4 protein-coding genes are annotated in these 7,728 nt (G+C 77.7%); 1 reads left to right on the top strand and 3 read right to left on the bottom strand.

Going from position 1 to position 7,728, the window contains the following annotated elements:
- Nucleotides 1-106: 106 nt before the first annotated feature.
- The 3 genes from FHN55_RS04095 to FHN55_RS04085 all read right to left on the bottom strand — a co-directional run bounded on the left by FHN55_RS04095 (nucleotide 107) and on the right by FHN55_RS04085 (nucleotide 5,292).
- A complete protein-coding gene (locus FHN55_RS04095; protein ID WP_218974328.1) occupies nucleotides 107-2,458 on the bottom strand; it encodes a heavy metal translocating P-type ATPase in 2,352 nt (783 codons plus the stop codon).
- A 38-nt stretch (nucleotides 2,459-2,496) separates the two neighbouring features.
- Nucleotides 2,497-3,531, bottom strand: coding sequence for a Gfo/Idh/MocA family protein (locus FHN55_RS04090; RefSeq protein ID WP_139710954.1), 1,035 nt, complete (start codon nucleotides 3,529-3,531; stop codon nucleotides 2,497-2,499).
- Nucleotides 3,532-3,594: 63 nt separating this feature from the next.
- Nucleotides 3,595-5,292 carry an insulinase family protein gene (locus FHN55_RS04085; protein ID WP_139710953.1) on the bottom strand — a complete coding sequence of 566 codons (1,698 nt, stop codon included), beginning with the start codon at nucleotides 5,290-5,292 and terminating at the stop codon, nucleotides 3,595-3,597.
- A gap of 198 nt (nucleotides 5,293-5,490) precedes the next feature.
- Here FHN55_RS04085 and FHN55_RS04080 point away from each other — a divergent pair, with 198 nt between their 5' ends.
- Nucleotides 5,491-7,728: a SpoIIE family protein phosphatase gene (locus FHN55_RS04080; RefSeq protein WP_139710952.1), complete on the top strand. Its 2,238-nt coding sequence runs from the start codon at nucleotides 5,491-5,493 to the stop codon at nucleotides 7,726-7,728.

Genomic DNA, 7,728 nt, shown 5'->3' with positions numbered 1-7,728 from the left:
TCCGGAAGCGAGATGAAACACTACCCCCGCCCCACCCCAACACCAAATCGCCCCCCCAACACCACCCTGACCAGCAACAACGCCGAAGGGCACCGCCGGGCCCCCCTCAGAGGGACGCGTGGCGCAGCCTCAGCGCGTTGCCGATCACGCTCACGGAGCTGAGGGCCATGGCGGCTGCCGCCACCTCGGGGGTGAGCAGGACGCCCACCACCGGGTACAGCACCCCGGCCGCGAGCGGGATGCCCGCGCCGTTGTAGGCGAAGGCGAAGGCGAGGTTCTGCCGGATGTTGCGCATGGTGGCCCGGGACAGCGCCCGCGCCCGCACCAGAGCACGCAGGTCGCTGTGCAGCAGCACCACCCCGGCGCCCTCCACGGCGACGTCCGTCCCGGACCCCATGGCCACGCCGACGTCGGCAGCCGCCAGGGCGGGTGCGTCGTTGACGCCGTCCCCGACCATGGCCACGACGCGTCCCTGCTCGCGCAGGGCCCGCACCGCGGCTGCCTTGTCCTCGGGGCGGACCTCGGCCTCGACGCGCTCCACACCGAGCTCACGGGCCACGGCCTCGGCGGTCGCCCGGGCGTCACCGGTGAGCATCACCACCTCGAGGCCCTGGTCCCGCAGCGCCCGCAGGGCAGCGGGGGTGCTCTCGCGCACCCGGTCGGTGACGGCGAGCACGCCGGCGGCCTCGCCGTCGACGGCGACGAGCACCGCGGTGCCCCCGTCGGACCGCACCGCGGCGACCTCGGCCTCGAAGGCCTCCGCGCCGGCCGCCCCCTCCTCCTGCAGGAAGCGGGGACTCCCCACCAGGACGCGCCGCCCCTCGACCACCGCCCGGACACCGCGCCCGGCGGGGGCCTCGAAGTGCTCCGCCGGCGGCACGTCCAGCTCCCGTCCGCCGGCCGCCTCCGTGACGGCGCGGGCCAGCGGGTGCTCGCTGCCCCGCTCGGCGGCAGCGGCCCAGCGCAGCACGTCGTCGTCGTCGAAGGCGGCACCCGTCACCACGAGCGCTGCGGAGGGGCGGCCCTCGGTCAGCGTCCCCGTCTTGTCCAGGACCACGACGTCGACGCGCTCCAGGCGCTCGAGGGCCTCCGCGTCGCGCACCAGGACGCCGAGCTGCGCGCCGCGCCCCACCCCCACGCCGATCGACATCGGTGTGGCCAGCCCGAGCGCGCACGGGCAGGCGATGATCAGCACGGAGACCGCGACGACCAGGGCGTGGGGCAGCCGGGGCTCGGGCCCCACCAGCGCCCACACCAGGAAGGCCGCCAGCGCCACCGCCACGACGACGGGCACGAAGACCGCCGAGACCCTGTCCGCCACGCGCTGCACCGGGGCCCTGGAGCGCTGCGCCTCCTGGACCGACGCGACGATGCGGGCGAGCACGGTGTCGCGACCGACGCCCTCGGCGCGCATGACGAAACCTCCGCCGGAGGCCGTGGTGCCGCCGACCACGGCGTCGCCCTCGGCCTTGGTGACCGGCATCGGCTCGCCCGTGACCACGGACTCGTCCACGCTGGCGCGGCCCTCGACGACGACGCCGTCCACCGGGACGCGCTCCCCGGGGCGCACGCGGAGGAGGTCGCCCACGGCCACCTGCTCCAGCGCGACCTCGACCTCCTCGCCGCCGTGGCCGCAGGCCGTGCGCGGGGTGACGCGCACCGCCGTCGGCGGGGCCAGCCCGAGCAGCGCGCGCACCGCGCCGGAGGTCCGCTCGCGCGCCCGAAGCTCGAGCACCTGGCCGACCAGCACCAGCGCGACGATGACCGCGGCGGGCTCGAAGTAGACGTCGGGCCGCCCGCCCTCGCCGCGCAGCTCCGGCGGGAAGGCACCCGGGGCGACGGTCGCGACGACGCTGTACAGCCACGCGACGCCCACGCCGAGGGCGATGAGCGTGAACATGTTGAGCCGGCGCGTGCGCACGGACGTCCAGCCGCGCCGGAGGAAGGGCCAGCCCGCCCACAGCACCACCGGGGTGGCGAGCACCAGCTGCACCCAGGCCGAGGGCCCCGGGGGCAGGACGTCGTGCACGGCCGGCACGAGGTGGGAGCCCATCTCGAGGACGACGACGAGCCCGGCCAGCACCGCCGCGACCCGCAGTCGGCGCGTCATGTCGGCGAGCTCGGGGTTGGGGCCCGCATCCGCGGTGACCTCCACCGGCTCCAGGGCCATGCCGCACTCCGGGCAGCTCCCGGGGCCCTGCTGGCGCACCTCCGGGTGCATGGGGCACGTGTACGTGGCCGCCGGGTGCTCGTGCCCGCCGCGGTCGTGGGGCGCCGCGCCGCCGTCGCCCGCGAGGAACCGGGTGCGGCAGTGCTCGGAGCAGAAGGCGTGCCGCTGGCCGTCGCGCTCGGCGGTCAGCGGGCCGTCGGGGTCGACGGTCATGCCGCAGACGGGGTCGGTCGCGGCGCCAGCGCCGCGCTCGGCGGTGCTCGTGGGTGCGTGCTCGTGCTCAGCCACCCCACCAGGGTACCCCCGGGGGGTATCTGCGGCGAGCCTCAGCGGGGGACGACGACGTCCTCGACGAGTCCCGTCTGCGACGAGCGGACCGCGGCCTCCACCGCGGCCAGGCTCGCGAGGTTGTCGCGCCCCGTCACCTCGGGCGGCGGACCGCCCGCGGCGGCGCGCGCGAACTGCTGCAGGCCCGCGGCGCGCCCCCACAGCGCCGGCACCCGCAGGGGCAGGGCGGTCTCGGCTCCGTCGGGGCCGCGCAGGACCAGCGAGTCGTCAGCCGGAGGCTCGTCCCCGCCGTGCCGACTGGCCAGCTGGAGCTCCCCCCGCTCGCCGGTGATGCTCCACTCCCCCGCCCAGGGGGTCGGACGGCCCCGCGAGAGCCAGCTGCCGCGGTAGCTGGCCACGAGCCCCCCCGTCAGCTCGAGCAGCACGGACGCGACGGGGGGCTCGGCGAAGCGGCTCCACGGCGGGGAGGAGGTCACCGCGTGCACCCGCTCGACCTCGCGCCCCGTGACGAAGCGCAGCAGGTCGACGTGGTGGATCGCCATGTCGACCAGGAGCGGCTGGGGGAAGCGGTAGTGCGGCGTGGTCTCGACCGGCGCGTCGTTGGACCACTTGCGGAAGTCGACGGCGACGCCCGAGAGGCCTCCGAGGTCCCCGCCGCGCAGCAGGTCCCGGGCCGCTCGCGGACCCGGGTAGAAGCGGTAGTTCTGGCTGACCTGCAGCACCAGGCCGAGCTGCTCGGCCCTGGCCACGGCCGTCAGCGCCTCGGCGGCCGTGGGCGCGAACGGCTTCTCCACCAGGACGTGCAGGCCCGCCTCGAGCGCCTCCAGGGCCAGCGGCACGTGCGCACCGACGGGGGCGGTGACGAGCACGCCGTCGGCCTCCACCTGGCGCAGCGCCTGCTCCAGCGAGGTGGCGCACGCCGCGTCGGGGAGGTCGTGGGCCCGCTGGAAGGCCGCCAGACCCGCCCGGTCGGGCTCGACCACGGCCACCCGCTCGACCTCCGGGACCCTCGGGAGCACGGTGCGCTCCCAGTCCCTGCCCCACCCGCCGAGCCCGATGTGCACCAGTCGCATGCACCGAGCCTGGCCCACCCGCCACCGGAGCGGGGAGGGGGGCGGCCCTCGGCCGGGGGCGGGTCAGGCGCCGCGGCCGGCGCGGGGGCGGCCCACGCGCACGGTGGCCAGAGCCCTCAGGGACGCGAGCGCCCGGTCCCGCCGCCCCGCGCGGGCGGGCTCTTCCAGCGCTGCCGCGCCGGCGGGCAGCGGGACGACGAGCCCGGCGGGGGCGTGCGCGTCGAGCACCTCCACCGCTGCGGGACCGTCGACCCACACCGCGGGGTCGACCTCGACCTCCGCGCCGGTGACGTCGACGACCACGCGGGTCCCGCCGCCGCGGTGCAGGACCGCGACGGCGGTCTCCCACCGGGCGGTCGGGGTGGAGCCGTCCTCGTGGTGCACCTGGACGCCCACCTCGCCGACGACGAGGCGCGCGGAGCCGCCGCGCGCGCCCACCCACGTGCCACCGGGCAGCGCCGCGGACGCGGTCGGCGCGGCGGGCACCGCCAGGGGCAGGCCGGCCGGGGCGGTGACGTCGTGCGGCACCAGCAGGAGGCCGGTGCCGAGGGCGGAGCGCAGCGCGGTGAGGACGTCGGCGGGGCGCAGCGCACGGGCCTGCTCGCGCAGCGACTCGCGGGGCGCCGCCGCGGGGGGCTCGACCCCGCCGTGCAGCAGCCACGCGCGCGCCAGGTCGTCGAGCTCGGCGACCGGGTCGGGGACGGGCAGGTCGGAGGCCCAGCGGGTGAGCTCGGCCAGGGGCAGCGCCTCGCTGCAGGCGCGGGCGGTGGCGTCCTGCACCGCGTGCAGCGCGTCCTGGGCCGGGTCGGCCCCGGCGTGCACCGCCAGGGCCAGCTCCACGAGTCCTCCGCCGACCGCGGTGACCTCCACCTCGACGTCGGCGGCGGCGAGGCCGCGCACCCTCAGCTCCTCCAGCGCCAGGTGGTGCAGCCACCACCACCCCGCGCGAGCGGCGGCGCCGTCGTCCGCGAGCGCCGTGACCGCCACGGCGCCCGAGGGCCCCTCCACGCGTGCCGGGAGCTGCAGCGGCAGGACCACCGGGGCGGGGGCGGGCACGGCCTCCCCGGACAGCAGGGGCAGCACCCACGCGGGGGGCTGCGGTCCGGACACCGCCAGGACGGCGTTGGCGGCGGTGAACCAGCGCTCGACCCAGCGGGTGAGCGCCGCCGCGTCGGCGGAGGGCACGGCCAGCTCGCCGGTGGTGAGCTGGCCCCAGCCGCGCAGGCCGTGCCGCGCGGTGCGGAGCGCCTCCCAGCTGCTGACGGGGCGCAGGTCGGCCTCCGCGTCGAGGCGGCCCGCCTCGTGGGCGACCTCCTCGGGCAGGACCTCCGCGAGGGACGCCAGGCCCTCGCAGAGGGCGACCAGCCGGTCGCGCACGTCGTCCTCGTCCCCGACGGCGGTGAAGGCGACCTCGAGCGGGGAGGCGCAGGGCCCGTGCCACACCTGCGAGGGGCGGCCGCCGCCCCCCTCGAGGTCCACCTCGGTGAAGCGGTGGGCGAGGTGGGTGACGAGGTGGGTGAGGCCGCGCTCGGGAAGGCGCTCGTCGGCGGTGCCGACGCGGAAGGCGAGGCGCGCGCGCACGGGCCCGGGCGACGGCAGCCAGGCCACGCGCAGTCCCCGGCGCGTCGCGCCGAACTGGACGCCGCGCTGGTCCCCGGCGTGGTCACCGGCCCGCTCACCGGCGTGGTCGCGGTCCGGCGCGGCGGTCGGCAGGGGCATGGCCGGCGGGGGCGTCGTCGTCGGGACGGCCGTGGTGGTCACCCTCCGGGCATCGGCACGACGGGCCGCCGGCTCAAGCCCCTGTCCGCGGGGCCGCAGCGGGAGGAGTGGGAACCGCGAGCGCGGGGCGCACCGCGGGTGGACGCGCGCGGCACCGGCGTGCGGCCGTTTCCCAGGGCCGCTGCAGAGGTGTAAGGCTGTGCCCGGTCCAGCAGCAGCAGCAGCACCGGGAGGTCGGAGGTGGCGAGGTCGGAGAGCGCGGGGGACGCCCCTGCCCGCCCTCCCCTGCCCGGTGGCGTCGCCGAGGTCCGGCCCGACGCCCCGGCCGCGGTGCTCATGGTCGACCTGGCCTCCCAGCGGGTCGTCTACGCCAACGAGGTGGCCCAGCAGGTGGCCCCCGACCTGCCGCTGCCCGTGAGCACGGAGGAGTGGTCGCGCCGGGCCGACCTGCGCGACCTCGACGGGGAGCCGCTGTCGCAGACCGACCACCCGCTCTCGCGCGTGGCCCGCTTCGAGCCGGTCGCGGGGCAGGGCGTCTCGGCGGCCCGCTCGAGCGACCTGGGGAGCCGCCGCGAGCCCCTGTGGGTGGTCGCCCTCCCCCTCGACGACGCGCCCAACCTCACCGGTCACGCCCTCGTGGTGCTGCTGCCCGTGCGCGACCGCACCCCGGTGCAGGAGCAGGCCGTCGCCGCCCACCTCGGCGAGGGCGCCGACGGCGACTCCCTGCGCTCCTCCGCGGTGCTGGCCACGGGCCTGTCCTTCACCGTGGCCGACGCCTCCCACCCCGACAGCGCACTGGTCTGGGTCAACCCGGCCTTCACCGCCGTCACCGGCTACGCCTTCGAGGAGGCCGTGGGCCGCAACTGCCGCTTCCTGCAGGGGCCCGACACCGACCCGGCGGTCCGCCAGCGGCTGCGCGAGGCCATCAGCGCGGGCGAGTCGCTCACGGTGACGCTGCTGAACCACCGCAAGGACGGGACCGCCTTCTGGAACCAGCTGGCCCTGAGCCCGGTGCGCGACGCGGAGGGCCGCACCACCCACGTGGTGGGCATCCAGACCGACGTGTCAGGGCGGGTGGCCGCCGACGCTGAGCGCGACCGCGCGCTCGCCGCCGAGCGCGCGGCCCGCGCCGAGGCGGAGAAGTCGCGCCAGCGGCTGGCGCTGCTCGCGGAGGTCACGCGACAGCTGAGCTCCACCACCGACGGCGAGCAGGCCATGCACCGCCTGGCGGGTCTCGTCCTGCCGCACCTCGGGGACTTCGCGATCCTGGCGATCGTCGGCGACGACGCGCGCGCCCAGGTCGGCGCGGACGGTCCCGCCCGCCGCGGCACCGTCTCCGGCCGGGACCTGCGCGACGTGGCGTGCGCCCACACCGACCCGGCCGCGCAGCCCCTGCTGGAGCGCTTCTGCGCCGTGCGCCTCAGCCAGCTCAGCCCGGCGGGCAGGCAGGTCCTGAACGGGCTCCTGGCGGACGGCGTGCCGCGCCACGACGACGTCCCCACCGACGCGAGCGCCAGCGCCGTCGACGTCATGTCGGAGCTCCTGGTGGACGAGGCCCGCGAGATCATCAGGGAGCTGGCCCCCTCGTCGGTGGCCACGTTCCCCCTGCGCGGCAGGGACCGGACCGTGGGCCTGCTCACGGTCTGCACCGGGCCCCGCAGCCGCCCGCTCACCGCCGGCCAGATCGCGCTCGGTGCCGACATCGCCGTCCGGGCCGGGCTGTCGCTGGACACCGCCCGCCTGTACCGCCAGCAGCGCGACCTGGCCGCGGGGCTCCAGCGCTCGCTCCTCACCCTGACCAGCCCCACCGCGCCGAGGGGCCTGCAGCTCGCGGTCCGCTACGCCGCCGCGGCGGAGGCCGCCCAGGTGGGCGGCGACTTCTACGACGCCTTCGAGCAGCCGGGCGGCTCCGTCGTGCTCACCATCGGCGACGTCATGGGGCACGACACCCAGGCCGCGGCGGGCATGGCCCAGCTGCGCTCCATCGTCAGGGCGCTGGGCGCCGCCGGGGACGACGGCCCGGCGGCCGTGCTGGCCAGCACCGACCGCGTCATGTCCGTGCTCCGGCTCGACACCACGGCCACCGCGCTGGTGGCTCGCTGGGAGGACGGCGAGCTGGTGTGGTCCAACGCGGGCCACCCGCCACCGGTGGCCGTCGGCCCCGACGGCGAGGTCCGCGCGCTGGTCAGCGAGACCACCGACCTCCTCCTGGGGGTCAAGGCCGAGGTGCCGCGCCAGGAGCTGCGCACCTCCCTGGCCGCTGGCACCACCGTGCTGCTGTACACCGACGGCCTGGTCGAGCGGCGCGGGCAGCCGCTCGACGCCGGGCTGCGCCGGCTCCAGGACGAGCTGGTGGCGCTGCGGGCCCACGAGCTCGACCTCGAGGCGCTGGTCGACGCGGTGCTGCTGCGCCTGCTGCCCGACCACCCCGCCGACGACGTGGCCGTGCTGGCGCTGCGGGTGCTGCCCCCCTCCTGA

This window comes from Streptomyces sp. NP160 (genome assembly GCF_006335115.1).
In the GTDB taxonomy this organism is placed as follows: domain Bacteria; phylum Actinomycetota; class Actinomycetes; order Actinomycetales; family Quadrisphaeraceae; genus Quadrisphaera.
This window is presented reverse-complemented; position numbering and strand designations above follow the sequence as displayed.